The sequence below is a fragment of the Paenibacillus sp. FSL F4-0087 genome, from assembly GCF_038020215.1.
Lineage (GTDB): Bacteria > Bacillota > Bacilli > Paenibacillales > Paenibacillaceae > Paenibacillus > Paenibacillus taichungensis.
In genome coordinates this window covers 299,709-324,629 of the sequence record NZ_JBBODJ010000001.1, presented here as the reverse complement: position 1 = coordinate 324,629, position 24,921 = coordinate 299,709, and the positions used below count along the sequence as shown (strand labels likewise).

Sequence of the window (24,921 nt, the reverse complement as noted above, 5' to 3'; positions counted from 1 at the left end):
GTTGACTCTAAGAATCCCTCCGCGGGGGAAGAGTCGAAGTCGCCTTTTTGCATCCGAAATAATCAGAACGAAATAATGTTATCCGCATTCCTTTGAATCCAATGAACAGATCAGTGTATAATCAAGAGGGTAATCCAGTTTTGCTGCACCGTTTGATTTTTCATAAATGAGTCGATTCACATCGCAGGCTCGAACTGCGGTCACGGATAATTTTTTATAATCTGGGAGGCATGGTCATGAGTAAATCTACCCAAACGGGTAACGCCGTAAGAGAAGCCATTCAAAATCGTCGTACAGTCAAAAAGTTTAAAAAAGAAGCTGTTCCCACACAGCAGATTATTGATTTGTTGGACACAGCCGTATGGGCACCCAATCATAAATTGCGTGAGCCGTGGCGGTTTTTATTGTTTAGCGGAAATGGACTGAACAAGCTGGCAGACGCTATTGATGCAGAGATGGGAGAGGATAACAAGTTCTCTGCCAATATCAAGCAGATCCCTGCCGTCATGCTTGTCGTTATGGAAGAAGATCCACGCCAGAATATCTGGGATGAAGATTTTGCAGCAGTAAGTGCATTGGTGCAAAACTTCCTACTCGCGGCATGGAGTGAAGACATTGGAACGTTCTGGGTAACCAAGCCTTTCCTCTATGGACCCAAATTCCGTAAGACACTTGGGATTCAGGCTGGGGAAAAAATTATAGGCATGGTTTACATGGGGTATCCAGAGGTTATTCCTTCTTCCAAAGAACGTACACCAGCCAAAGACAAGTTGACTATATTTGAATAATTGATATCTTGTTCGCTATTCATTCGAACGTAATGCTCTATGCAAAGCCCCTGCACGTATGTCTCTTCTCTTATAAAGAGGATATATGTGCAGGGGTGTTTGATTTGTAAAATTATTTAGCCATGAATTTGAAATCTACAGATATCTCGATTGAACCTTTCATGAAGCTAAATGGCGAAGGCACGTATTTCACTTTATAGCCTTATTTCCTTGATGACCCTCGCTCAAAATAAATTCAAATCCAACTGCCGATACTGTATCGCTTCAGCCACATGAGCTGTCAAAATGACGCCTTCATGATCCAAGTCTGCGATCGTCTGGGCCATCTTAATAATTCGATCATGTGCACGCATGCTCAGGTTCAGTGCTTGCAGTGTCTGCTGGAGCAGTTGGTCTGCTTCTTCAGGAAGGCGGATTGTTCGACGCAGAAGGGTTCCTGAGAGCTGGCTATTCCAGCGAACTGAACTATTAGCATATCGTGCGGCCTGAATATGATGAGCATGAATGACTTTGGCCTGCATTTCCGCAGATGAAGGAGAAGCGCCAGCCTTGCGCCACTCGCTCGGGGGAGGAACTTCGACCTGAAGGTCGATGCGATCTAGCAGCGGACCCGAGATTTTGGCACGGTAGGCGGCAACACGGGCAGGACTGCATATACAGCGTTGATCCTCCGATTGAGCAGAGAGATATCCGCAAGGACAGGGATTCATAGAACAGGCGAGCATAAATTGTGCTGGAAATGTGAACGCGGCTCTCGCACGGCTAATGGTGACTTTGCGATCCTCCAAGGGTTGTCTCAACACTTCTAGGACTTGCCGCTGAAACTCTGGTAGCTCATCCAGAAACAATATCCCACGGTGAGCAAGACTTACTTCGCCAGGTTTGGGGATGCCGCCGCCTCCAATGAGACCTGATGTGGAGATCGTATGGTGTGGAGAGCGAAAGGGTCTGTCTGCGATGAGACCATTTGAAGTATCTTTAAGCTTGCCTGCGGCACTTAGCACTTTGGTTACTTCCAGCGCTTCGTCTTCGGACAATGGTGGGAGAATCGTAGGCAGCCGTTTAATTAACATGGTTTTCCCTGTGCCCGGAGGTCCGACCAGCAAAATATTGTGCATACCAGCTGCGGCAATCATGAGTGCACGCTTTACGTGATGCTGTCCCAGAACATCACTATAATCATCGTCCAACGACGGAGATCGCATTGGGCCCTCATGGCGCTCCATATCACCGACATTAGGATTCAGAGCAGAGAGATGGGCGTAATCTTTTAAAACAACAGGCCCCGTATTCTGCATCATTCCTTCCCTCTGCTTTGAATTCGTTTCCTGTTCAGGAACGATATCTTGCAAATGACGAATACCATATACCTGAATACCCCGAATCAACGAAGCCTCTTCCAGATTGTCGGCGGGCAGAAGAATGGAGGTAAAGCCTTGCCGTTTTGCCAAATCTACCATAGACAAAATACCAGGCACAGATCTCACTGAACCGTCCAATGCCAGCTCACCTACTACCAATGTCCGTTCCTCTACTGGAAGAACCAGCTGACCACTTGTTGAAAGTAAACCAATAGCGATGGCAAGATCGAAAGAAGATCCTTCCTTGCGCAGATCAGCAGGAGCCAGATTTATCGTAATCCGTTGCAACGGATACTGATAGCCACAGTTTTTTATAGCGGCACGAACGCGTTCAACCGCTTCACGAATAGCTGAATCCGGTAATCCAATAATTGAAGTCTGGGGTAAACCATTCGATAGATCTGTTTCCACTTCAATTAAAACGCCGTCAATTCCATATAAACAAGCACTATGCAGTTTTCCATACATAATAAAAGAAACACCTCACTTCGTCCTTGGCGCGCATAATACAGGCCAGTCTACGAATTAAGGTGCTTCCTCAGCTTCTAACAAGCATTTTATATAAAAGAAATCAGGGCGTCAACCCGTCATCGTCATAGCTGCTGTATATCTATCCCTGACTCCTGAATTGTTTACAGTTTCCGCATGTAGTTTCTAGCAGAAGTATAGAATGTTCAGTTCTGAATCAATGTCGCGCTGTTGTGAAAATGGATGTAGATGCTGGTTGCTGTTATAACATATAAAGAGATCTTTTTATTACGTTGTCATATGATATCGATCGTATATGCTCCAAATTATATTTTATACAATTAAATTTATCACTATTAAATAGAAAAGTAAAATCATTTGTGCTCAATTATTCTGTTTTTTTTATAATTTATGATAAGATAAATGAGGGGCTCCTAATAATTCGCAAATTCTAGCGATTATAACAGTTGTAAGCCTCTATTATTAAGGAATATAGAATGCACAATAGGTAGGTGGGACAGATCTATGCAGAATGAAAGTTTGAAGCTGGATAACCAATTATGCTTTGCCATATACGCTTGTTCACGTGAAATTACGAAGATGTACCAACCCTATCTTGAGGTGCTTGGGGTAACCTACTCTCAATATCTGGTCTTGATGGTATTGTGGGAACGTGAAGAATGTACGGTTAAGGAAATCGGAGAGGCACTTTACCTCGATTCAGGCACTTTGACGCCTCTTCTGAAACGTTTGCAGTCAGCAGGACTTATTCATCGCGAACGTTCAGCTCAGGACGAACGGAAAGTATTGATTACACTTACAGACGCTGGGCGGGAACTTCGCCATAAAGCCTTGTCTATACCTGAAGCGATCCAGGAAGATGCATGTCTGAACAGTACTGAGTTCGAATCTTTACTGGGACAGTTCAAGGGACTGCTGGAGAAAGTACATCAAACCAACACCAAAGAAGCCAAAAAATAAAATGTAACATCGTATTACTATTAAGAAACCTTGGCTTATTAGCTGAGGTTTTTTTCCATTAATATCCAAGCATTCACAATATGGGATCATACCCATATCAAAATACTGTCTATTAACCATTACTTTTTTAAGGAAAGCGTTTTAAAAACATGTTACAATGAATTGGGTTTAAGTGAAAATAGTCAACATTTGTCTTTTGTTAGTCTACCAACCCGCCTTGTTGCAGTCATGTTGATAGGAGGATTCGAGAATGAATATCCATGAATATCAAGGAAAAGAAGTACTGAAACAGTATGGAGTCACCGTTCCAAACGGAAAGGTTGCTTATACAGTCGATGAAGCGGTTGCGGCCGCAGAGGCACTGGGCAGTCCGGTGACTGTAGTCAAAGCGCAAATTCATGCAGGTGGCCGGGGGAAAGCCGGCGGCGTGAAAGTAGCGAAAAGTATCGACGAAGTTCGTGCTTACGCATCCGAAATTTTGGGAAAAGTATTGGTAACACACCAGACTGGACCTGAAGGTAAAGAAGTGAAGCGTCTTCTGATTGAAGAGGGATGCGATATCCGCAAAGAGTATTATGTGGGTGTTGTTGTGGACCGTGCCACAGGCCGCGTCGTAATGATGGCTTCCGAAGAAGGCGGTACAGAGATCGAAGAAGTAGCTGAAGCTACACCTGAGAAAATTTTCAAAGAAATTATTGACCCTGCAATTGGATTGCAAGTGTTCCAGGCGCGTAAACTGGCGTACAGCATTCGTATTCCGAATGAGTTGGTGAACAAAGCGGTTAAGTTTATGCTTGCGTTGTACAAAGCATTTGTCGAAAAAGATTGCTCCATTGCTGAGATCAATCCACTCGTTGTTACCGGAGATGGAAACGTTATCGCGCTGGATGCAAAATTGAATTTTGATTCCAACGCCTTGTTCCGTCACAAAGACATTTTGGAACTTCGTGATCTGGATGAAGAAGACGAAAAAGAAATCGAAGCTTCCAAATACGACCTGAGCTACATAGCACTTGATGGCAACATCGGCTGTATGGTCAATGGCGCGGGACTTGCGATGGCGACGATGGATATCATCAAATACTATGGCGGCGACCCTGCCAACTTCCTCGATGTTGGGGGCGGTGCGACAACAGAGAAAGTGACCGAAGCTTTCAAAATCATTTTGTCTGACGCCAAAGTGGCGGGTATCTTCGTTAACATTTTTGGCGGCATTATGCGTTGTGATGTCATTGCCAATGGTGTTGTTGAAGCCGCGAAGCAGCTTGGCCTGACTAAACCGCTGGTTGTTCGTCTTGAAGGAACTAACGTGGAGCTTGGTAAACGTATTTTGGGTGAATCCGGCCTGAATATCGTTCCTGCTGATTCCATGGCCGATGGTGCACAGAAAATTGTTGCCCTCGTAAAATAAGTTCATTCCTGGGCAAATTGCTGCCTTAGTTCCGGAGCTGTCCGGCACTTGAAAAATAACCGTAAGGATGTGAAGCAACGTGAGTATTTTGATTGATAAAAATACAAAAGTCATTACGCAAGGCATTACGGGTTCAACGGGAATGTTCCACACGAAGGGCGCATTGGACTACGGAACCCAGATGGTAGGCGGCGTTACACCGGGTAAAGGCGGAACCAATGTTGATATTACGCTGGAAGATGGCAAAGTAGTTAGTCTGCCGGTGTTTAATACAGTACAGGAAGCGAAGGAAGCTACTGGCGCAACAGCGAGCGTCATCTACGTTCCTCCGGCATTTGCAGCGGATTCCATCATGGAAGCCGTTGACGCAGAGCTGGATCTCGTGATCTGTATTACAGAAGGTATCCCGGTACTTGATATGGTCAAGGTTGACCGTTTCATGGAAGGCAAAGATACCGTTCTGATCGGACCAAACTGTCCGGGCGTTATTACACCAGGGGAATGCAAAATTGGCATCATGCCGGGTTATATTCATATGCCTGGCCACGTTGGCGTGGTCTCCCGTAGTGGAACACTCACGTATGAAGCCGTTCATCAATTGTCTGCGCGTGGAATTGGACAATCTTCTGCTGTGGGAATCGGGGGAGACCCGGTTAAAGGTTCTGAGTTCATTGATATCCTGAAACGGTTCAATGAAGACCCACAGACACATGCTGTAATCATGATTGGTGAAATCGGTGGTACGGCTGAAGAAGATGCTGCAGAGTGGGTACGCGAAAACATGACCAAACCGGTGGTTGGATTTATCGGTGGTGTTACGGCGCCTCCAGGCAAACGCATGGGTCATGCCGGTGCTATTATCTCTGGTGGTAAAGGTACAGCCAAAGAAAAAATTGCGAAATTGGAATCTTGCGGAATCAAAGTTGCTCCGACGCCAGCTGAAATGGGCTCGACTCTTGTGAGCGTACTTGAAGAACGTGGAATTCTGAATTTGTGCACGACACATTAATTCTTTTCCGTTATAATAGAAGAATCGGTGCAGGAAATTTATTTTTCTGGTGAGCCGACTATTGAAATGCGGAAAAGGTAAGCAACCTTTTGTCCTGAACAGGGCGAAGGGTTGCTTTTTTGCGTTTTTTTACAGGATGTAAAAGGGAGCTGTTGTCTGCCTGTATTGGTAAACGCTTGCAATCCGTTGTCACTTATCACACAATATGAGGGAAGATTTTCTTCCCGTTATGGGAGGTTTCTAATTATGGAAGAGAGATGGATTTTGATTGGACTGCATGAAACGGATGGTATTGGTAAGAAAACGATCTCCAAACTGCTATCAGGACAACATCAACTGACGGATTTTCTGGATTATAAAGAAGGGGATTGGACTGCCGCGGGTTTACGCAAGGATCAGGCTGTGCGTCTAACCAAGCAATTCAATATCGACTGGATTGAGCAGAGACAAGAGAGTGTTTATAAACAGGGCATTGAAGTCGTTACCTATTTGGATCATAATTACCCCATATTAATGAAGGAAACCGTTCAGCCACCCTGGGTGATGTATGGTCGCGGAGATCTGAATCTGTTGCACGCTCAATCCATTGCGATGGTAGGAACACGTATGCCTACGGTATATGGACGTAAAATTGGTGAGAAGCTGGCAGAGCAACTATGCAAGGCAGGGCTGACCATTGTAAGCGGGCTTGCCAGAGGAATAGATAGTGTGTGCCACGATGCGACTCTTCGTGCAAACGGCAAAACTATTGCGGTATTTGGGACAGGAATTGATAACATCTATCCGCCGGAAAATACAAGTCTTGCCGAACGAATTGCCGAAACAGGGCTGCTTTTGTCAGAATATCCTCCGGGTACACGTACACGTCAGGGATTATTCCCGGAACGTAATCGGATCATTGCAGGGTTAACCCTCGGTACGCTAGTTGTAGAGGCTGATATCCGAAGCGGATCACTCATTACAGCAGATGCTGCACTCGAAGCGGGAAGAGACGTGTTTGCAGTCCCAGGACCCATTACTTCTCCCAAAAGCCGAGGCTCGCACAATCTGATTCGTCAGGGGGCAAAATTGGTGACCTGTGCCACAGATTTATTGGAAGAGTTTCGATTGGACTTGCCAAATGCCGAACAACTTCCTTACAATAGAGGACGTTCGGCTGAAAGCAGTGAAACTTCTAATGAAGGAATTTTCCCAGGCGTGAAACTATCTTCAGATGAACAACGTGTTATTTATCTGCTAGAGCAGGAAGAGCAATCACTGGATCAACTTGTGGAACAGCTCAACTGGGATTTTGGACATTTGCATTCAGTTCTGTTATCTTTAATCATAAAAAAGCAGATTAGCCAATTACCTGGAACCAAATACGCAAGGGTATGACGATGCTGCGATCAAGGCAGCATGTGAAAATAGATTATTAGCGGAAGTTAGTCCTGCTGCTAATGAAGTATGAATTATAAAAACAAGCAGCAGTTTCATGACTGAGAGGAGGATGAACCTATGGCGGATGCACTCGTAATCGTGGAGTCGCCCTCAAAGGCGAAGACGATCGGCAAATATTTAGGCAGCAAGTTCATCGTAAAAGCTTCGATGGGACATGTACGCGATTTGCCAAAGAGTCAGATCGGCGTTGAGGTGGAGAATGATTTTAATCCGAAATATATTACGATCCGCGGCAAAGGTTCAATTTTGAAAGAACTGAAGGATGCACGAAAGAAAGTGAAAAAAGTGTATCTCGCAGCTGACCCAGATCGCGAAGGTGAGGCTATTGCTTGGCATTTGGCCCATGCACTTGAACTGGATGAAACTGCGGATTGCCGAGTGGTATTTAATGAAATTACGAAACAGGCTGTCAAAGATGCGTTCAAAACGCCGCGTAAGATCAATATGGATCTGGTTAACGCGCAGCAGGCCAGACGTATTCTGGATAGGCTTGTAGGATATAAAATTAGTCCGTTATTATGGAAGAAAGTCAAAAAAGGATTGTCCGCTGGCCGCGTTCAGTCCGTGGCCGTCAAAATCATTTTGGATCGTGAAAATGAAATTAATGATTTTGAACCGGAAGAGTACTGGAGCATTACTGCCAAACTGACAGCGGACGGAAATCCGTTTGAAGCCAAATTCCATCAGTTGAACGGTACCAAAACCGAACTTGGCAGTGAGGCAGAAGTACAGGCCATTTTAAAACAGATCGAAGGCGCTTCTTTTACAGTCAAAGAAGTTAAAGAGAAGGAACGTAGCCGTAACCCTTCTGCTCCTTTTACAACAAGTTCCTTGCAGCAGGAAGCCGCTCGTAAATTGAATTTCAGAGCTTCCAAGACGATGTCTGTCGCACAACAGCTGTATGAAGGTGTAGACCTCGGAAAAGAAGGCACAGTCGGTCTCATTACGTATATGCGTACAGACTCTACTCGAATTGCAGCATCGGCTCAGGAAGAAGCCAAGGAATATATTATTGGCAAGTACGGTGAGCCATTTGCACCGGAGACGCCTAGAAACTATTCCAAAAAAGCAGCCAATGCTCAAGACGCGCATGAAGCGATTCGTCCAACGTCGATTTTGCGTGATCCGGATTCCATTAAATCGTTTATGAGTCGTGATCAATTCCGGTTGTACAAACTGGTTTGGGAACGTTTTATAGCGAGCCAGATGTCATCTGCCGTTCTGGATACACTCTCCGTTGACATTGCTGCAGGAGATACAATTTTCCGTGCAGCGGGTTCAAAGGTTCGTTTCCAGGGATTCATGAAGGTATATGTAGAAGGTAATGATGACGGTACAACGGAAGAAGATCGTCTTCTGCCTCCGCTGAAAAATGGAGATGTGCTGGAGAATCGGGAGATCGAGCCGAAACAGCACTTTACACAGCCGCCACCACGTTATACGGAAGCAAGGTTAGTTAAAACGCTTGAGGAACTGGGCATAGGGCGTCCGAGTACATATGCGCCAACGCTGGAGACCATTCAGAAGCGCGGATATGTTGCCATTGAAGAGAAGAAATTCATGCCTACAGAACTGGGCGAACTTGTCATCGAACAGATGGAGGAGTTTTTCCCGGAGATCCTGAATGTGGAGTTCACCGCGAACATGGAAGGTGATCTTGACCATGTGGAGGAAGGGTCGGAAGATTGGGTCAAAGTACTCGCAGAATTCTACGAATCTTTTGAGAAGCGGCTTGAGTTTGCAGAAGAAGAAATGAAAGAAATCGAGATTGAAGATGAAGTATCGGATGAAATATGTGAGAAGTGCGGCAAACCGCTCGTTTATAAGCTAGGCCGTTTCGGCAAGTTTCTCGCATGTTCCGGGTTTCCGGATTGCCGGAATACCAAACCGATCATCAAGGATATAGGTGTGACTTGTCCGAAATGTAAAGAAGGGCATGTTGTTGAGCGCCGCAGTAAAAAGGGACGTATTTTCTATGGTTGCGACAAGTATCCTGAATGTGATTTTGTATCATGGGATAGACCGTCAGCGAAACCATGTCCAAGTTGCGGATCACTAATGATTGAGAAACGGAACAAACAGGGAACACGATTACAGTGTACTTCGTGTGATCATCAAGAACCGGTAGAGGAACCGGAAGAAGAATGAGCGGATTAGCTTAATGGGGGTAAATGATTTTGACGAATGAACAACAAGTAACCGTTATTGGCGCCGGGCTCGCAGGAACAGAAGCAGCTTGGCAGATCGCAAGTCGCGGTGTGCGCGTAAAACTATACGAGATGAGACCGGTTGTGAAAACGCCGGCTCACCATACAGATAAATTTGCAGAACTGGTGTGCAGCAACTCGCTTCGTGCCAATGGGTTGACTAACGCAGTTGGTGTTTTGAAGGAAGAAATGAGAATGCTTAATTCTCTGGTCTTGGGTGCAGCGGACCGTCACGCGGTTCCAGCGGGTGGAGCACTTGCAGTAGACCGGGACGGATTCTCAGGCGAGATCACATCTACGCTTCATCAGCATCCACTCATTGAAGTTGTTAACGAAGAGCTGACTTCTTTGCCGGAAGATGGAATCGTTGTAGTTGCAACGGGACCTTTGACTTCACCAGCATTGTCCGAGCAAATCAAAGCCCTTATGGGTGAAGAATACTTCTACTTCTATGATGCGGCTGCGCCAATTATCGAAAAAGATTCTATTGATATGAATAAAGTCTATCTGGCTTCACGTTATGATAAAGGCGAAGCGGCGTACTTGAACTGTCCTATGACAGAAGAGGAATTCGATGTGTTCTATGAAGCGTTGATCACAGCGGAAGTTGCTCAACTGAAAGAGTTTGAGAAAGAAATTTACTTCGAAGGCTGTATGCCGATTGAAGTCATGATGAAACGTGGCAAACAAACGGCTTTGTTTGGTCCGATGAAACCTGTAGGACTCGTCAATCCGCATACTGGGGAACTGCCGCATGCTGTTGTTCAGCTTAGACAGGACAATGCAGCAGGAACGCTGTACAATCTGGTCGGATTCCAGACGCATCTGAAATGGGGAGAACAAAAGCGGGTCTTTTCTTTGATCCCAGGACTTGAAAATGCGGAATTCGTTCGTTATGGCGTAATGCACCGTAACACATTTATCAATTCTCCCAAACTGCTTCGTCCAACGTATCAGTTCAAAGACCGTCCAAACCTGTTCTTTGCAGGTCAAATGACGGGAGTAGAAGGCTATGTAGAATCTGCGGCATCCGGTCTAATCGCGGGTATGAATGCGGCCAAAGCAGCGCTTGGACAGGAACTGGTGGTATTACCGGTGGAGACCACGCTGGGCAGTATGGCACAGTATATTACAACAGCTGATTTCAAACATTTCCAGCCAATGAACGCAAACTTTGGATTGCTGCCGAAGCTGGAAACTAAAATACGCAATAAAAAGGAAAAGAATGAAGCACTTGCGCAACGTGCACTGGATGGCATTGCCCGTTTTGCAGCAACAGAAGGTCTAACCGTTCCGGAACGCGTGTAAATTAATCGTGGGAGGAGGCTGATATCATGGATATGTCATTTCATGCTACAACGATCTGTGCAGTTCGTCATAATGGCAAAGCAGCCATTGCCGGTGATGGTCAGGTGACCATGGGGCAAAGTGTTGTGATGAAAAATACAGCCAAAAAGGTAAGACGTTTATATCGAGGACAGGTAGTGGCAGGTTTTGCAGGTTCCGTAGCGGATGCTATTACCTTGTTTGAGAAATTCGAAGGCAAGCTGGAGGAGCACCATGGTAATCTGCAGCGGGCAGCGGTAGAACTTGCCAAGGATTGGCGTCAGGATCGGATTTTGCGCAAACTCGAAGCACTCCTTATTGTAATGGATAAAACGGGTATGCTGCTGATTTCTGGTGGGGGAGAAATTATCGAGCCGGATGATGATGTTATCGCTATTGGCTCGGGAGGAAACTTCGCGTTGTCTGCTGCACGCGCGTTAAAACGTCATGCGCTGGATCTGGAAGCAAAAGACATTGCTCGTGAATCACTCCAGATTGCTTCAGAGTTATGTGTATATACCAACAATAATATTATTGTTGAAGAGTTGTAAGGAAAGCAATCTCCCGTGATGGGGCATGATGATTAAATCGGCTCCAGTTACTTCGTGGAGATTCTTTGTCCTTGTAGCTAATCTATAATGTTCTATCTCATAATCAAGGTTTGCATACTGTTAGGAGGGAAGCTATATGGATACTCAAGCGTTAACGCCAAGACAAATCGTTGCAGAGCTTGATAAGTACATTGTAGGTCAAAAACAGGCTAAAAAATCGGTAGCGGTCGCCCTTCGCAATCGTTATCGCCGTAGCCTTTTGCCAGAACATACCCAAGATGATATTGTACCAAAAAATATTCTGATGATTGGACCTACTGGTGTAGGTAAAACCGAGATTGCACGCCGACTGGCTAAGTTGGTAGGAGCCCCATTCGTAAAGGTGGAGGCTACGAAGTTCACAGAAGTGGGTTATGTTGGCCGTGACGTGGAATCTATGATTCGTGATTTGATTGAAACATCACTGCGGATGGTCAAGCTGGAACGTACAGAAAAGGTCAAAGACAAAGCGGAAGAGGCTGCCAATGAGCGGATCGTACATATTTTGGCCCCTTCACAATCCAAATCCAAAAATCAGCGGAATCCGTTCGAAATGATTTTTGGTAATAATGGCAACAACACGCCAGAAACCGATGAGCAAGAACCGGATACCGGAGTAGCCGAGCGGCGACGTAAAATCAAATTTGATTTGTTATCAGGCAAGCTGGAAGATGACGTTATCGAAATTGATGTGGAAGATACCACGCCTAACATGATGGACATGTTCGCTGGTCAAGGAAATGATCAGATGGGGATGAACATGCAGGAGATGTTTGGCAGTTTATTACCTCGTCGTACCAAAAAACGTAAACTGGCGATTAAGGAAGCTCGCAAAGTATTAATTCAGGAAGAAGCGGGCAAGTTGATCGATATGGATGATGTTACTCAGGAGTCCATTCGCCGGGCGGAACAAACAGGTATCATATTCATTGACGAAATTGATAAAGTGGCCAGTCAAGGACGCGGTAGCGGCCCAGACGTATCCCGTGAAGGGGTACAGCGTGATATTCTGCCAATCGTGGAAGGATCTACGGTAATGACCAAGTATGGCCCTGTCAAAACGGATTACATCCTGTTTATGGCAGCTGGCGCATTTCACGTAGCAAAGCCCTCAGATCTCATTCCAGAGCTCCAGGGGCGTTTCCCAATCCGTGTAGAACTGAACAGCCTGACGCTTGATGAATTTGTGTCGATTCTCACTGAACCTAAAAATGCGTTAACCAAGCAGTATGTGGATTTGCTGCGTACGGAGAATATTGAGATTGAGTTCTCGGATGATGCCATTCGTGAGATTGCCAATCTGGCTGAGTCCGTGAATCAGAATACCGAAAATATCGGTGCACGGCGCCTGCATACTATTCTGGAGAAACTTCTTGAGGATTTGTCTTTTGAAGCGCCAGAGCTTACGCTGGAGCGTATGGTAATCACTCCGGAATATGTACGTGAGAAATTGAATGACATTGCACTTGATCGTGATTTAAGTCAATATATCCTGTAACATAGGTGTAATGCGCTGTTAGAGCGATTGAAGTATAAATGACGGTATACAATGGATGAATAAAGATCAGACGACTACACGGAAATGGGATATTCGATCCTGGTTCGGACTGTAGTAGACTGTATTCAATCCATCTGTATACCGTTTATTTTTGTTTTAGCCTAATACAATGCTGTTTTTTAACCGATAAAAGAGATGGAGTTGTATAAGACGAAAGATAATCTAGGACTTGTGCCGCAGAGATAATGTATTTAAGCCCTAAAGTTGTGTTTACAACTCATATTTGATACTTCTATAAATACCAATAATAGGATTTTATTTTTCCAAGTCTGGTTATCGGTTTAATTAGAAGCTCGAGAAAAAATTGCATAAATGCGCAAAAAAATGAATGAGGTGGTATTGCGAATGTGACAATTTATTTTTGTGGAATATAAATGAGCTTGCTCAGTTTAAATGTTAAAAAAGTGTTTTAGATATGAAGCTGAAACAAGTAATCCGAAATGGATATTTTGTCAATTAGCAATTTCATTGAATAGAGAAGATTCCATGAAACATTATAAGAAAGCCTATTATATCGGTAAATATTTCTAATGAGAAATCGTTTGAAGCTTTTCGATAGATTCCTTGTTTGTATTATTATGATGTGCTCAAACGAGTTGATGCATAGTATAAATTTTAAGAATGTTTAAGAGCTCAATTCGAGCACTTAAGCTTATTTTTGTTTTGGGCCCCAACATTTACGAAAAAATTCATAATTTGCAGAAAATACACAAAAAGCTCTGTCTTTCAGAAAAGATAGGGCTTTTTTCTTATTGTAATATATCCCAATCTCGAAGAAACTTATGTTATACGACAACATCAGAGTTAATTCTACTTAAGTCCTAGAAAACCGTGTGAAAGTGAATGTTTTTTGTCGAAAAAACATAAGCATCCTGAGGGAAAAGATTGAATCTATTTCCATAATTTCTAAAGAGAGGAGGGCGATTATGAATCTTTTGAATGATATTAGTTTTCAAAGGCTGCAAGGTGCACTCGATGCCTCCAACATTAGACAACGAACAATTGCTGACAACATTGCGAATGCGGACACCCCGTATTTCAAGCGTTCGGACGTTGCTTTTGAAGAAATGCTACAGGAACAAATGAATGGAGATATGCCTGTTCTTAAAGGAAAAGTAACGGATTCAAGGCATTTTGTCATAGGTCCTTCCTCTTCCATACCTACACCAGTAGTTAATATGGACCAGTCAACATCCATGAATAACAACCAGAACAACGTCGATGTAGACAAAGAAATGAGTCTTCTGGCGGAGAATCAGCTGCGTTACAACGCTTATATTCAGCAAGTGAATGAACAGATCAAAATGATGCGTGTTGGAGTCGAAGGGAGATAACTTAGGTGAACATTAGTAACAGTTTCAGTATCAGTGCATCGGCTCTAACAGCTCAGCGTTTGCGGATGGACGTTATATCTTCCAACATTGCAAACGCGGAGACGACGCGCGCGAGTGTGACCAACGGCGAGGCGGTTCCTTACAAGCGCAAGATGGTTGTACTTGAACCCAACAAAACTTCATTTAATAGCTTGCTTCAAAATCAGATGAAAAGCAGTGGGTCTGGAGAGGGAGTTAGAGTATCGGAGATTCGTGAAGATCAGTCCCCTCTGAAGCCAGTCTACGACCCTACACATCCGGATGCCAACGCTGAGGGGTATGTGTATATGCCTAATGTGGATATCGCGAAAGAAATGGTGGACATGATTTCGGCTTCACGCTCATATGAAGCAAACGTCACAGCTTTGAACTCAACCAAAGCAATGATATCCAAGGCATTGGAGATTGGAAGAGCCTAATTAACGGCTTAAAGGTGGAAATATCCATAAAACCAAAGAACAGAAATGAAAGGGAGGGACATTAATGATTCAGAACAACATGTTTAGCACACAGGGGATTCAACCGCTTCAGATGCAAAGTACGGCACAAAGTAAACCATCTACACCAGCCGAAACCATCCAGAGCTTCGGTACATACCTACAGGATGCGCTAGGGTCTGTAGCTGCACAGGAGACCCAGGCACATGAAATGTCAAACCAATTCCTGGTTGGAAAAGTGAACGTTGATCAGGTGATGATCGCTTCTGAACAGGCCCTGTTGAGTCTGCAACTTACGACTCAAGTCCGAAACAAAGTAGTCGAAGCATATCAGGAGATTATGCGTACGCAATTATAAAATGTCTTAAATGCGCTTCGACAACAGCGCTGATTATTACAACAAGCAGCTGCGATGCTGCTCCTGACCGTTAAACTTTAGAACCTATAAAGATTGCGGAAGGACAGACCAAGCAAAGTTTCGGATGGGGTGACAGAGTGAATGAGAGAATTGCCCAATACAGGGATAAGGCATCCCAGTATTGGAATAGTTTTAGCAAAAAGCAAAAAGTATTATTTATTTCCACCTTCCTGTTTTTAATTTTGGCTGCAGTTGTACTAACCATGCAATTGTCAAAGACGGAATATGAAGTTGCTTTCACGGATTTGAATGCAAGTGACTCTGCAGGCGTCATTAATTATCTGGATTCATCAAGTATTCCATACAAATTAAGTGCAGACGGTAAGACCATATCTGTACCGAGCACGGATGTAGCTATTGCAAAAGTAAATATCGGATCACAAGGAATTATTCAAAATGGTTCATTAGGGTATAAGTCATTTGAGGAGTCATCATCTCCGATCGGGATGACGGATAAAGAGTTCGATGTGAAGTATAACAACGCATTGAACGGAGAAGTGGAGCAGTTGCTTCAACGAATGCAAGGCATACAGGGTGCTAAAGTGTTGGTCAATATGCCAAAAGATAATATCTTTGCTGGCCTAGAAGAGCAGGATAAAGCATCAGCATCAGTGGCCCTGCAGTTTAAACCGGGTTATCACCCCAATCAGGCTGCGGTAGATGGATATTTTAATTTGGTCAAGACAGCCATTCCCAATCTACCTATTGAAAATATAACGATTACGAACACGGATGAAGCGGAACTGATTCCGACCGCCCGAGGTGGTAGCGGGGGATTATCTTCTGAAGTCCAAGAAAATATGGCGTTACAGAAGAAATTCGAAAATGATGTTCGCAATAATGTGAAACAATTTCTTTCCCAGATTGTTGGTGACGAGAACGTCAATGTTCTGGTTGCTTCCAAGCTTAATTTTGACAAGGAAACACGGAAAGAAAACCTGGTTCAACCGGTCGATGTAGATAATATGAAAGGCATCGAGATCAGTGTGCAAGAGATTCAAAAAAGTTACACTGGGGCAAGCAATCCGACAGGTGGTGTTGCTGGCACAGGTCAAGAGGAAGTTCCCGGTTATCCATCATCGGATGCATCAGGCAACTCGACCTCGGAGGAAACATCCAGCACCAAAAACTACGATGTTAACCGAATTGTTAAAGATATTGTTTCCAGTCCGTATACTGTAAAAGATTTAACCATTAACGTTGCGGTTGAACCACCGGCAGGACAAACAGAAATACAAGCACCGGTTCAGGATGCGATTGAAAATATTTTGGTTAACATTGTTCGTGCATCATTGGCGGACTCAGGCACTGTAATAAGTGACGCAGACTTGGCCAAAAAAGTTTCGGTAATGTCTCAAGGATTCCAGACTGCAGCGGCAACAAATACAGGCTTCAAGCTTTCCACCGGAATGATGTGGGGCATAGGAGCACTGGTGGCAGCATTGATTGCAACGGTTGTTATTTTGTTAGTGCGCCGTCGTCGCAAACAAAACGAAATAGAAGAAGAGGACATTCCTCTTCCAGTAGCAACAGAGTTTCCGTCCATTACGTTGGACAGTGTAACGAACGAAAGTCAAGTGCGCAAACAATTGGAGAGTTTGGCAAAGAAAAAGCCAGACGAATTCGTCAATCTGCTGCGTACGTGGCTGGCTGACGAATAGAGGTGAACGCATTGGCGAAGGCAAGCAGTCAAGGTCTGACTGGAAGACAAAAAGCAGCAATTTTGTTGATTACATTAGGTCCGGAAGTATCCGCGCAAATCTTCAAACATTTGCGGGACGAGGAGATTGAACAACTAACGTTGGAAATTGCCAATGTTCGTAAAGTGGATGCTTCCGAAAAAGATATGATTATGTCTGAGTTTCACCAGATCTGTTTGGCACAGGAATATATCTCACAGGGCGGTATTACGTACGCGAGAGAAATTCTGGAGAAAGCACTCGGGTCGCAAAAAGCACTTGAAGTTATTAACCGTTTGACGGCTACGCTGCAAGTTAGACCCTTTGACTTTGCGCGTAAGGCGGATCCGAATCAAATATTGAACTTCATTCAGAACGAAAGCCCGCAAACAATTGCTCTGGTATTATCGTATCTGCAATTTGAGCAGGCAGCAGCAATTTTGTCCTCGTTACCACAAGAGAAGCAAGCCGATGTAGCACGCAGAGTTGCTGTTATGGACAGTACGTCTCCAGAAGTCATTTCTCAAGTGGAACGGGTGCTCGAGCAGAAATTATCTTCTACTGTTACGCAGGATTATACAAATGCGGGTGGTATCGAATCCATCGTTCAGATCTTGAACGGCGTCGACCGTGGTACGGAACGTACTATTCTCGACTCGTTAGAAATTCAAGATCCGGAACTTGCAGAAGAAATCAAAAAACGCATGTTTGTATTCGAAGATATCGTCAATGTCGACGATCGTTCGATCCAGCGTATTATCCGGGATATCGACAACGCAGATTTGCAGTTGGCACTCAAAGTGGCAAGCGAAGAAGTACGGGATGCTATATTCCGAAATATGTCGAAACGGATGTCCGAGACATTCAAGGAAGAAATGGAATTCATGGGACCTGTTCGGTTGCGTGATGTTGAGGAAGCTCAGACCCGTATCGTAGGAACGATCCGTAGATTGGAAGAAGCTGGTGAGATCATTATCGCTCGCGGTGGAGGAGATGATATCATTGTCTAATTTGATTAAATCTTTCCAGTATGTACCGGTCGATGACCACAAACGACTCGAAAATCATCATCATTATGGTGGATCGGAGTCTGATGCGGAGTTAGATGGTGAACGTGCTGAAGGTTCTGAAGCTGAGATGCTTCAGGCACGCGTGGACGAAGAAACACAACGTCTTACCGCGGAGATGCTGGAGGATGCCAAGGAGTTTGCAGAAAAGCAGGTACGTGATGCTTCGGAGGAAGCGGAACGATTGCTTCAAGAAGCCCGTGAACAGATAGATAGCTGGTGGCAGGAGCAGCGTCAGCAGGATGAACATCTGACTGAAGCGCTTCGTTCACAAGGTTTCCAGCAGGGTTTTGAAGAAGGCAAAGTACAGGCAGAACTGGATCTCCAGGTGAAGATCGAAGAGATGATGAAGGAAGCACGCGGGGTGCTTGAAGAAGCTTACATTGCCAAAGATCAGATTATACAGGAAGCAGAGCCTTTCCTTGTGGATCTCGCCTGTGGTATCGCTGAGAAGGTGATTGACAAACAACTCTCGGTTGAACCAGAACACACACTTGAACTGATTCGTCAGAGTTTGTCTCGCAAACGTGAACAGGGGATGATCACCTTATGTGTGGCACCTGATCAATTTGCTTTTGTGCAGGCCGCACGGGAAGAGTTGGCTATGGCAATTGACTCTCAGGCAGAATTGCAGATTTTGCCTGATGCTACGGTAAAAGACAAGGGATGTGTTATACGGTCGTCGTTTGGAAGCGTAGATGCCAGAATTGATACCCAGCTCGCTGAAATTAAAAAAGAACTGATCCGCATAGCACTTGAGGATGAGGGGCGAAAAAATCAACATGAAGATTCTTAGCTCACAGCGATACATGGAACATCTTAAGCAATTTGATCCCGTTCGTATTAACGGTAAGGTCACTCAGGTCATTGGTCTTATGGTTGAGTCGGAAGGTCCGGATGCAAGTATTGGCGATGTATGTTACATCTACCCTGGAAAATCTGCCAAGCCACTCCAGGCAGAGGTTGTTGGGTTCCGGGATAACAAAGTATTGCTCATGCCACTCGGTGAACTTCAATCTATTGGTCCTGGATGTGATGTGGTCGGAACGGGTAAACCACTTGGCGTTCAGGTTGGATCAGAATTGCTTGGTAAGGTGTTAGATGGATTGGGACAACCTTTGGACGGTTCCTTGTTACCCTCCAGAATGCCGATGTACTCCACATCCAATACGCCAGTGAATCCGATGGACCGACCACGTGTACTCGAAACGATGAGTGTAGGTGTGAGAGCCATTGACGGTCTGTTGACGGTAGGCAAAGGACAGAGGGTCGGCATATTTGCCGGATCGGGTGTTGGTAAAAGTACGCTGATGGGCATGATCGCCCGCAATACAGCAGCAGACGTCAATGTAATTGCTTTGGTAGGCGAGCGGGGCCGCGAGGTTCGTGACTTTATTGAACGGGATCTGGGTCCGGAAGGACTGGAACGATCTGTCGTTATTGTCGCTACCTCTGATCAACCTGCTCTGATTCGAATCAAGGGCGCGGTCATCGCAACTACGATTGCGGAGTATTTCAGAGACAGAGGCATGAATGTCATGTTGATGATGGACTCCGTTACACGTTATGCCATGGCACAGAGGGAAGTAGGACTTGCCGTGGGGGAACCTCCTGCAATGAGAGGATACACTCCTTCTGTTTTTGCGAGTTTGCCCAAGCTGCTTGAGCGAGCGGGGACTGGACCCACAGGCTCGATTACTGCTTTTTACACCGTCCTTGTCGACGGGGATGATATGAACGAACCGATTGCAGATGCGGTTAGAGGTATATTGGATGGTCATATTGTATTAAATCGGTCCATCGCAAATAAAGGTCATTTCCCTGCCATTGATGTGCTTGCGAGCATTAGTCGGGTTATGAAGGATATTGCTCCTGAAGAGCAGCTGGAAGCCGTTAATAATATGAAGAGACTGATGGCTGTGTACAAGGAATCAGAGGATTTAATCAACATTGGGGCTTATCAAAGAGGTTCAAATGCTGCCATTGATGAATCCATTGACCAGATTGATAGCATCTGGGACTTTACCAGGCAGAAAGTCGATGAAAAAGTAACGTTGAGTGAAGTGCAGGAACGTTTGATTCTTGAATTTGCAAGGAGATGAATGGGTAAACGATGAAATTTCGATATCATTTCCAGAAGGTTGTCGACCTGAAAAGCAATGAAAAAACGCAAGCGGAGTGGATGTTATCCACAGCCATCGGGAAACTTCAGACTGAGGAAGAGCATCTTTTACAACTATTGAATGATAAAAAGGAACTGATAGATGTCATTCAATCCGCTACGGAAAGTACGGCTTCCGTATCCAGCTTGCAAGAGATGCAGCGGTATGTCCATCACCTTGACGAGTGCATTTCACGCAAAAGTAGTGATGTCAGACATGCTGAGGTCAATGTGCAACGGAATCAGACGTTTCTGAACGGCAAAATGATGGACGAAAAAGTATGGCTTGGGGCGAGAGACAAGGCCAAAATCAAATTTCAGCAGGAGATGCTCCTCCGGGAACAGAACGATCTGGACGAGATGGCTACTGTACGCTTCGCTGCCAAAGCCGGACGCGCGAATTGATGTGGCCGGACGCGAAGTTGTCTCGTGAAGGAGGAAAGAACAATGGCTGTTAAAGACACAGATATGGAAAAAGAGTCGAGCGGCGGTTGGGAAAAGTTCTTGATGATTTCAATCCCAATTGTGTTCACTGTGGTTTTGTTAGGTGTATTGCTTACTCTATTTAATGTAGATATTCGCAACAACCTGCTTGATGTAGCTAACAAAATACCTGTCGTGAAGGACTGGGTACCTGATCCTGTGCTAGATCCAGAGAAAAAGAAACTGGAGAAGAGTGAGCAGCAGGTCGAGAGTGCAGAAGCGACAATAGATAAACTGAAGGCACAAGTAAGCGAGAAAGAAACAGAACTCAAAGCAGCGAAAGATGCCACGACCACAGAGGCGAAGAAAGCAAGCGATTTACAAAAGAAATTAGATGATGCGGAAAAAGCGGCTGAAACCGCTGCGCAGAATCCAGAGACAGAGTCTGATTATCAGAAACAAATTAAAGATTTGGCGAAGATGTATGCGGACATGAGTCCCAGTAAGGCCGCACCGATTTTGCAAAATATGACGAATGAAGAGATGGTGCTGCTTCTGAGTGCGATGCAATCAACTGCACGAACCAAGGTGCTGGAAAAGATGGACCCAAAAACAGCGGCTGATGTCACGATGATGATGAAGGATGCAAAACCATCCGGTGATCTGGCCCTGGATGCACTGCAATCCCGCTTAAAGAAAGAAACTGCATCGACATCAACGGCGACTACAACTAACTCCAAAAACTTGGATAAAAATCAGCTTAGTCAAACGTTTGCTTCCATGTCGGCCTCTAGTGGAGCTAAACTATTGCTCGAAACATATAAGCTGAGTCCGGATAAAACCTTGACCATTTTAAATTCTGTCGACGATGCTACACGGTCTCAATTGCTTGAAAATATGTCGACTGAAAATTCAGTTGAAACTGCAAAAATATTAAATAAACTAATGGGTAACAAGTAGAATAGTAGCGTCTGTTTACTCCGGAGAGGAGGTGAAAATAAATGTCGATTGTATATCAAATGACAACCACATCATCCGCTAAGACAACAGCAGCGCAGACAACTGGAACAGGATCCAAAGGTGCAACTGCTGGAAGCGGTGATTTTCTGCAAACTCTTGCCCAATCATTGAATGGTGGTGCAACGGCGGAGAATGACTCGGCTACAGCAACGAGCTTAACAGCGAATCCGCTGATGTTTACCTTTGCAGCTAGTGAAGATGGGGAACAAACATCGATCACCGATATCTTAAGTTCGTTATTCGCAGATTTGGATTCGCTAGATGAAGCTTTGGAAAATGATCCGTCACTACTTGCTGATTTACAAAGTCTGATTCAGCAGATGTACGCTCAATTAGATGCTAATCCTGGTATTCAAGCCGAAGGTTCTGATGAGCCTACAAGTGAAGCGGGAAATGCAGCATCAGCAATTGATTTGGCGGAACATCCAGCAGCAGTGCGCTTTGTATTACAGGATGTGCTTACACAGTTAATTGCGGGTATGAATGAGCCTAATAGTACTGTTGTCAAGAACGCTCCAGAATTCAAGCACCTGCTACAATCTCTTCAAAGTCAGTTGCAAGATGCTGGCGTTGACACCAGTCTTAACAAAGGGTGGACTGAACTTAAATCCATTCTGGATACATTAGCAGTGGCTAAGGATCAGTCTGTGCAAGTGGCTCCAACAAATCAAACGTCCAAGCAAGACTCAGTGGCATCACAAGTTCTTGTTGCGGCCGCTTCAAATACTGGACCTAAAGTTTCAGTTGAAACGGATTCAGCACCTACAGCGAATGAAGTAGGAGAAGTGGACCATTCAAGTATCATTACGGCAGGAGAGTTGTCCTTACGTTCATCAGGTACATCAGCAGGCAAACCGGCGGAACCTGTCATGCAAGCCTCCCAGTTTGCAAAAGAGATGACACAATTTGTTGTGAACAAGCTGGATATCGTGCAGCAAAAGGGATTTTCGGAGGCAACTATCTCACTACGTCCGGAGCATCTAGGTAAGCTGGATGTACAAATTACTTTGCAAAACGGACAATTGGTTGCACGGTTTATGACAGAGCATACGATGGCGAAAGACATGCTAGAACAGCAAATGATGCAACTGCGTAGCTCGCTTCAAGCTCAAGGCATTCAAGTGGAACGACTTGAAGTTACTCAGAACAGCTCACTTGGTTCACAAATGTACCAGGATGGGGGACGCCAACCAGGAAGCAATTCTCAGCAGCAACGTCGCTCACGTGAACGTGAAGAACAATCGGATGATGCTGTAACTACAGCAACTCTCCAGGAAGAGTTGCGCAACTGGCGTAGTGAGCATGAGGAAGGCAGCGACCTGCGGAGAGACACGTTTACAGCAGAAGCTTAAACAGAAATGAGGTGAAAATATGGCTAATGAAGCGATTTCTACCAATAATACCTGGCCTAACTATTCGGCAGCGAATAAAGCCACAACAAGCGCTGCAACAAAAGAGCTGGGCAAGGATCAGTTTCTTAAAATATTGATCACTCAGCTACAAAACCAGGATCCGATGCAGCCAATGGAAGATAAGGAATTTATCGCTCAGATGGCTCAGTTCAGTTCGGTAGAACAACTGGTGAATATCTCTTCTCAGCTAAAGACTTTGAATCAGTCTCTTGGGACAGTTTCGGGCATGATTGGCCGCGAGATTAGTTGGCTTTCTTCTAATAAAGAGGATAACGGAACCCTCCGTCAGGGTATTGTGGATTCCATTATTGTACGAGATGGTGTTCAGTACGCAAAAGTGGGCAATGACGAAATCAAGCTGGATGAAATTATTCAAGTAACTAATCCAACACAGGCTGAGGAAAATGAAACTCCAGTTCAGGACGCTGCAGATTCAGCTGTAACGAACGAAACCAAGGAACCAGAACCATCAGCACAGCCTGAAGACAATGGAAACCTGTTATGAGTGACCGCATAACAGTAGGCCAATTGTACACAGGTCCAATTACACCTAATTTGCTTAACCGTTCCAAAGCGGGAGAAGCATCCAATGTACCTGAACGCCCTTTTGCACAGGTATTGGAAGACAACCTCCTGAAATTGAGTAATCATGCTGCCAAAAGGTTGGAACAGCGCGGTATTGAACTCAAGACTGAGCAGATGCAGCAGATTGGAAATGCACTGGATAAGGCTGCTGCCAAAGGAGCCAAGGAATCCTTGATTTTGATGAAAGATATGGCTTTTATCGTTAATGTCAAAAATCGTACTGTTGTTACAGCCATGGATAGTGAAAGCATGAAGGATAATGTATTCACCCAGATTGATAGTGCTGTAATCATTTCTTGACCGGCTGGCCCTTCTCGGGAGCCGGAATGCCGCTGACCGACTGACGCGGTAACCAAACTAAGGCTGGGAGGATTTTTAAAAAATGTTGAAATCAATGTACTCAGGCGTTTCCGGGATGCGGGGTTTTCAAACGAAACTTGATGTAATCGGTAATAATATTGCGAACGTGAATACGGTTGGCTTTAAAGGTAGCCGTGTCATGTTCAAAGATATTATGAGCCAAACAACGGCGGGGGTAACAGCGCCAGGAGATGAAAACGGTGGTGTAAATGCAAAGCAGATTGGTTTGGGTGTATCGGTGGGATCGATTGATACGCTGCATCTCGCAGGCAGCCCAATGACAACTAATAATCCAACCGACCTGCGTCTAAATGGTGATGGTTTCTTCCTAGTTACCCTTGGTGGGGAACAAGAAGTTCCTTTTTTAACCCGTGCAGGAGATTTCCATGTGGATGCTAACCGTAACCTCGTGACATCCGATGGTTTGTTCGTTGTTGATAGTGGTGGAGAACCTATCACACTGGACGAAACAGTCGTTTCTTTCACGATTGGTCAAGATGGAATTATCAACCAAACGATGGATGATGGAACAACTGAAGCTGGAGCACAACTCGGCATAGGGAAAGTAACAAATCCGGAAGGCCTGGAAAAAATCGGTGGCAACTTGTATCGCATTACTGCAAATGCCAATGCTGATGGGGAATTTGAAATTGTCACTGCCAATAGTACTGAATTTGGTACAGGATCCGTTATTGCAGGACAACTTGAAATGTCCAACGTGGATCTAACTGGTGAATTCACAGAGATGATCGTTGCTCAGCGTGGATTCCAGGCGAACTCACGTATTATTACAACGTCCGATGAAGTGCTTCAGGAAGTTGTTAACCTGAAACGTTAATAACTGATT

At 44.8% G+C, this 24,921-nt stretch carries 23 protein-coding genes; 22 read left to right on the top strand and 1 reads right to left on the bottom strand.

Annotated features, from left to right (window positions below; translation table 11 throughout):
* Positions 1–236: 236 nt before the first annotated feature.
* Positions 237–788, top strand: a complete 552-nt coding sequence (locus MHB84_RS01600) for a nitroreductase family protein (RefSeq protein ID WP_076289494.1) — start codon at positions 237–239, stop codon at positions 786–788.
* Positions 789–1,012: 224 nt separating this feature from the next.
* On the opposite strand, the gene MHB84_RS01595 is transcribed toward MHB84_RS01600, so the two are convergent.
* Positions 1,013–2,617 carry a YifB family Mg chelatase-like AAA ATPase gene (locus MHB84_RS01595; protein ID WP_076289495.1) on the bottom strand — a complete coding sequence of 535 codons (1,605 nt, stop codon included), beginning with the start codon at positions 2,615–2,617 and terminating at the stop codon, positions 1,013–1,015.
* A 525-nt stretch (positions 2,618–3,142) separates the two neighbouring features.
* On the opposite strand from MHB84_RS01595, the gene MHB84_RS01590 reads away from it, so the two are divergent.
* The 21 genes from MHB84_RS01590 to flgG all read left to right on the top strand — a co-directional run bounded on the left by MHB84_RS01590 (position 3,143) and on the right by flgG (position 24,912).
* On the top strand, positions 3,143–3,598 hold the full coding sequence (locus MHB84_RS01590; RefSeq protein WP_076289496.1) for a MarR family winged helix-turn-helix transcriptional regulator: 456 nt from the start codon (positions 3,143–3,145) through the stop codon (positions 3,596–3,598).
* A 250-nt stretch (positions 3,599–3,848) separates the two neighbouring features.
* Positions 3,849–5,009 (top strand): ADP-forming succinate--CoA ligase subunit beta, encoded by a 1,161-nt coding sequence (gene sucC / locus MHB84_RS01585; protein ID WP_053783785.1) that lies wholly within the window; start codon positions 3,849–3,851, stop codon positions 5,007–5,009.
* Between the two features lie 79 nt (positions 5,010–5,088).
* Entirely contained in the window at positions 5,089–6,018 is a 930-nt protein-coding gene (sucD, locus tag MHB84_RS01580) for a succinate--CoA ligase subunit alpha (RefSeq protein WP_076289497.1), read from the top strand.
* Positions 6,019–6,264: 246 nt separating this feature from the next.
* Complete coding sequence (gene dprA / locus MHB84_RS01575; protein WP_076289498.1) at positions 6,265–7,395, top strand: DNA-processing protein DprA; 1,131 nt, start codon at positions 6,265–6,267, stop codon at positions 7,393–7,395.
* 120 nt (positions 7,396–7,515) lie between these two features.
* A complete protein-coding gene (topA, locus tag MHB84_RS01570; RefSeq protein ID WP_076289499.1) occupies positions 7,516–9,606 on the top strand; it encodes a type I DNA topoisomerase in 2,091 nt (696 codons plus the stop codon).
* Positions 9,607–9,629: 23 nt separating this feature from the next.
* Entirely contained in the window at positions 9,630–10,973 is a 1,344-nt protein-coding gene (gene trmFO / locus MHB84_RS01565; RefSeq protein WP_373561667.1) for an FADH(2)-oxidizing methylenetetrahydrofolate--tRNA-(uracil(54)-C(5))-methyltransferase TrmFO, read from the top strand.
* Between the two features lie 26 nt (positions 10,974–10,999).
* The gene (hslV, locus tag MHB84_RS01560; RefSeq protein WP_076289501.1) at positions 11,000–11,542 is read left to right on the top strand and encodes an ATP-dependent protease subunit HslV; all 543 of its coding nucleotides are present in this window, start codon (positions 11,000–11,002) and stop codon (positions 11,540–11,542) included.
* 136 nt (positions 11,543–11,678) lie between these two features.
* Entirely contained in the window at positions 11,679–13,079 is a 1,401-nt protein-coding gene (gene hslU, locus MHB84_RS01555; RefSeq protein WP_076289502.1) for an ATP-dependent protease ATPase subunit HslU, read from the top strand.
* A 986-nt stretch (positions 13,080–14,065) separates the two neighbouring features.
* On the top strand, positions 14,066–14,473 hold the full coding sequence (gene flgB, locus MHB84_RS01550; RefSeq protein ID WP_053783790.1) for a flagellar basal body rod protein FlgB: 408 nt from the start codon (positions 14,066–14,068) through the stop codon (positions 14,471–14,473).
* Between the two features lie 5 nt (positions 14,474–14,478).
* A complete protein-coding gene (flgC, locus tag MHB84_RS01545) occupies positions 14,479–14,931 on the top strand; it encodes a flagellar basal body rod protein FlgC (protein WP_063566414.1) in 453 nt (150 codons plus the stop codon).
* Positions 14,932–14,995: 64 nt separating this feature from the next.
* Positions 14,996–15,307 (top strand): flagellar hook-basal body complex protein FliE, encoded by a 312-nt coding sequence (gene fliE / locus MHB84_RS01540; protein ID WP_024630209.1) that lies wholly within the window; start codon positions 14,996–14,998, stop codon positions 15,305–15,307.
* A 137-nt stretch (positions 15,308–15,444) separates the two neighbouring features.
* Positions 15,445–17,028, top strand: coding sequence for a flagellar basal-body MS-ring/collar protein FliF (gene fliF / locus MHB84_RS01535; RefSeq protein ID WP_076289503.1), 1,584 nt, complete (start codon positions 15,445–15,447; stop codon positions 17,026–17,028).
* Positions 17,029–17,039: 11 nt separating this feature from the next.
* Positions 17,040–18,056 (top strand): flagellar motor switch protein FliG, encoded by a 1,017-nt coding sequence (gene fliG / locus MHB84_RS01530; RefSeq protein WP_063566412.1) that lies wholly within the window; start codon positions 17,040–17,042, stop codon positions 18,054–18,056.
* Positions 18,049–18,909 (top strand): FliH/SctL family protein, encoded by an 861-nt coding sequence (locus MHB84_RS01525; RefSeq protein ID WP_076289504.1) that lies wholly within the window; start codon positions 18,049–18,051, stop codon positions 18,907–18,909. Before fliG ends, MHB84_RS01525 begins: the two co-directional genes overlap by 8 nt.
* On the top strand, positions 18,896–20,215 hold the full coding sequence (gene fliI / locus MHB84_RS01520) for a flagellar protein export ATPase FliI (RefSeq protein ID WP_076289505.1): 1,320 nt from the start codon (positions 18,896–18,898) through the stop codon (positions 20,213–20,215). The genes MHB84_RS01525 and fliI overlap by 14 nt, the downstream gene beginning before the upstream one ends.
* An 11-nt stretch (positions 20,216–20,226) precedes the next feature.
* Entirely contained in the window at positions 20,227–20,679 is a 453-nt protein-coding gene (fliJ, locus tag MHB84_RS01515; RefSeq protein ID WP_072732398.1) for a flagellar export protein FliJ, read from the top strand.
* A gap of 42 nt (positions 20,680–20,721) precedes the next feature.
* Entirely contained in the window at positions 20,722–21,657 is a 936-nt protein-coding gene (locus tag MHB84_RS01510; RefSeq protein WP_076289506.1) for a MotE family protein, read from the top strand.
* Between the two features lie 41 nt (positions 21,658–21,698).
* Positions 21,699–23,069, top strand: coding sequence for a flagellar hook-length control protein FliK (locus MHB84_RS01505; protein WP_076289507.1), 1,371 nt, complete (start codon positions 21,699–21,701; stop codon positions 23,067–23,069).
* A gap of 19 nt (positions 23,070–23,088) precedes the next feature.
* On the top strand, positions 23,089–23,634 hold the full coding sequence (locus MHB84_RS01500; RefSeq protein WP_076289508.1) for a flagellar hook capping FlgD N-terminal domain-containing protein: 546 nt from the start codon (positions 23,089–23,091) through the stop codon (positions 23,632–23,634).
* Positions 23,631–24,014, top strand: a complete 384-nt coding sequence (locus MHB84_RS01495) for a TIGR02530 family flagellar biosynthesis protein (protein ID WP_076289509.1) — start codon at positions 23,631–23,633, stop codon at positions 24,012–24,014. Before MHB84_RS01500 ends, MHB84_RS01495 begins: the two co-directional genes overlap by 4 nt.
* Before the next feature lie 82 nt (positions 24,015–24,096).
* Positions 24,097–24,912: a flagellar basal body rod protein FlgG gene (gene flgG / locus MHB84_RS01490; RefSeq protein ID WP_076289510.1), complete on the top strand. Its 816-nt coding sequence runs from the start codon at positions 24,097–24,099 to the stop codon at positions 24,910–24,912.
* The last annotated feature ends 9 nt before the right edge of the window (positions 24,913–24,921 follow it).